Origin of the sequence: Intrasporangium sp., assembly GCF_032907665.1 — a bacterium.
Lineage (GTDB): Bacteria > Actinomycetota > Actinomycetes > Actinomycetales > Dermatophilaceae > Intrasporangium.
In genome coordinates, this window is the sequence record NZ_JAJJPG010000250.1 from 1 (window position 1) to 2,814 (window position 2,814).

General features: G+C 71.2%; 3 protein-coding genes. 2 read left to right on the forward strand and 1 reads right to left on the reverse strand.

The genetic code is table 11. From position 1 onward, the window contains the following. On the forward strand, positions 1-708 hold a 708-nt coding region (locus LOY02_RS19010), incomplete at its 5' end, for a PKD domain-containing protein (RefSeq protein WP_317183930.1). A gap of 55 nt (positions 709-763) precedes the next feature. Here the strand turns inward: LOY02_RS19010 and purU are convergent. Further along, the gene (purU, locus tag LOY02_RS19015) at positions 764-1,606 is read right to left on the reverse strand and encodes a formyltetrahydrofolate deformylase (RefSeq protein ID WP_317183931.1); all 843 of its coding nucleotides are present in this window, start codon (positions 1,604-1,606) and stop codon (positions 764-766) included. A gap of 155 nt (positions 1,607-1,761) precedes the next feature. On the opposite strand from purU, the gene LOY02_RS19020 reads away from it, so the two are divergent. Beyond that, positions 1,762-2,805 carry a ComEA family DNA-binding protein gene (locus LOY02_RS19020; protein ID WP_317183932.1) on the forward strand — a complete coding sequence of 348 codons (1,044 nt, stop codon included), beginning with the start codon at positions 1,762-1,764 and terminating at the stop codon, positions 2,803-2,805. Positions 2,806-2,814: the final 9 nt, after the last annotated feature.

The following is a 2,814-nucleotide window of genomic DNA, read 5'->3' on the forward strand; positions in this document are numbered from 1 at the left end:
TCGCCGAAGGCGGATGCGAACCGGCCAGTGTACGAGTACTCGACCATCGCGGACTGCCCCGACGCCCTCCCGGGCACCGACAGTCAGGACGTCCTCTGCTCCCGGGCGCTGCGCAGCTGTCCGCCCGACACCGTCGGACCGCTGTCAGCGATCTGGCGCCGGATCATGCAGAACGGGCGAGAGATCCAGCCGTGGGAGCGGGTCGGGATCACCTGCCACACCGACGTCGCTCCTGGCGCCCAGCCGCGCCTGACCATGGCCGAGATCACGGCGCAGTTCATGCGCACCCCGTGGGCCAAGCCCCAGATCTCGACCCAGCCGGTGGGCGACACGACTCTCGTCAACCTCACGACGTTCTACGAAGTGCGTTGGTCGAGCGCAGGATTCGAGCCGGGCGAAGTGGATCGCTCGCTGCTGCGTGGCATTCCGGTGAGCATCAGGCCCAAGCTCGTCGGCTTCACGTACGTGTTCGGCGACGGTGAGTCGTTCGGTCCGACGCGCTCGGTCGGGGGCACCTATCCGGATGGTGACGTCACGCACGTCTATGCCAAGCCGGGCTCCTACCAGGTGCGCGTGGACACGACCTTCGGGGCGGACTTCAGCCTCGACGGCCGCACCTGGGACCCGATCCCGTCCACGGTCACTGTTCCCGGCCCCACGACGACGGTCACGGTGCGCGAGGCGAAGGCCGTCCTCGTCCGCGAGTGATCGAGCCGCCAGGAGAGGCGATGGAGCGGGGCACGCCGGCCCGGCGGCATACGGCTCAGAAGACGATGGTGCGCCGCCCCGAGAGGAAGACCCTGCTCTCCGCGTGGTCGCGCACGGCCCGCGTGAGCACGCGCCGCTCGACGTCCTGGCCGATCGCGACGAGGCGCTGCGGCGTCTCCGCGTGGGTGACGCGCACGACGTCCTGCTCGATGATCGGTCCCTCGTCGAGGTCTGCGGTGACGTAGTGCGCGGTCGCTCCGATGAGCTTGACGCCGCGGTCATGCGCCTGGTGGTAGGGCTTGGCGCCCTTGAAGCCCGGCAGGAACGAGTGGTGGATGTTGATCGCCCGGCCCTCGAGCTGTCGGCACAGGTCGTCGGAGAGGATCTGCATGTAGCGGGCGAGCACGACGAGCTCGGTGCGTGTCGCTTCGGCGATCCGCATGATCTCGGCCTCGGCTTCGACCTTGTTCTCCTTCGTCACCGGGACGTGCGTGAACGGGACGCCGTAGTACTCGACGAGCCCGCGCGTGTCCTCGTGGTTGGACACGACTCCGACGACGTCGATCGGCAGGTCGCCGCTCTGCCACCGGTGGAGCAGGTCGAGAAGGCAGTGGTCGAACTTCGACACGAGGATGAGCGTCCGGCACAGCTCCTCCTCGGGCCGCACGGCGAGGTGCTGGTGCTCGATGGCGGGGCTGGCCTCGATGGCGGCGAGGACGGACCGGACTCCGTCCTCGTCGGCGTCGAAGACCGTGCGCATGAAGAAGAGGTTCGTGTCGAGGTCGGAGTACTGCTGGTTCTCCACGATGTTGGCGGAGACCTCGAGCAGGGCTGCCGAGACGGCTGCGACGATGCCGGGTCGGTCGTCGCACGTGAGGGTCATGATGTGCCGGGCCATTCGAGGATTGTGGCGCAGCCGGTGTGCTGCGTCCCAATCGGTGGAGGGGGCGTCTCGGGTAGTGGCCGTCCACATCCGGTGGGCGGGTCGCGTGATCGTCCACAGCTGGAGGCGCCTGCGGGCGGGGCTGGGGCGGGTCCGCCTACCTTCGCGGTATGCCGCTGAGCCGAGTCCCGAGGAGCCCTGACCTCGAGCGCGTGGTGCAGGTCCTGGGTGGTGGTCGGGTGGACGACGGCGCGTGGCGGGGAGGGCCCGGCGGCTGGGTGCCGTCGCCACCGGGCAACGAGGCGCCGGACGCCACGGACACGCCGAGCAGGTCCGGCCTCGACGACCTGGGAGGAGTCGGGCGCGAGGAGCCGGATGGGACTGACGACGACCTCGAGGACCAGCTGCGCCGAGCCCGCCGGCCGTCCCTTGTGACGGTGCCGGCGTCGCTGCGGTCCGGGCGGGTGTCGGTGACGAGCAGTGCCGTCGTTGCGGTGCTGGCGCTCGTGGTGGCGCTCGGCTGTGCCTTCGTCCTCCGGATCCTCTGGGCCGAGCGGGCGGCACAAGGGGAGACGCTGGCCGAGGTGTCCGACGCACGCGGACCGTCGGAGGTCTCCACGGGTGGGCTGGCTACCCCTGAGGTCGTGTCGCGATCTGCACCGGCGCAGTCCGCAGCTGCTGGCCTTGCTGAGGCGACGGGGGCCGCTCCCGGCCCCGGCGCGGGAGGGACCGGGGCGGGCGCTGCGCCGCAGCCGGAGCTCGTCGTCCACGTCGTGGGGCAGGTGGCCGAGCCCGGGCTGGTCCGTCTCAGGTCCGGCAGCCGCGTGGCTGACGCGATCGAGGCGGCCGGAGGAGCGAAGCGGGGCGCCGACCTCGCGGCCCTCAACCTCGCTCGCGCGCTGGTCGACGGCGAGCAGGTCTTCGTCCCCAAGCCCGGCGAGCTGCCCCCTGTGGCGCCGGGTGCGGCGGCTCCGGGGATCGGCTCCGGTGGGGTCGGTGCGGGCCCGGGGGGAGCGGGCGCCGCGACGGTCAACCTCAACACCGCCGACCTTGCCACCCTCGAGACCCTCCCCGGGGTGGGCCCAGTGCTCGCCCAGCGGATCATCGACTGGCGCACCGAGCACGGGCGGTTCACGGCGGTGGAGGAGCTCGGTGAAGTGAGCGGGATCGGGGACAAGATGCTCAGCCAGCTGCGCGCCAAGGTCACCGTGTGAGCCAGCCGG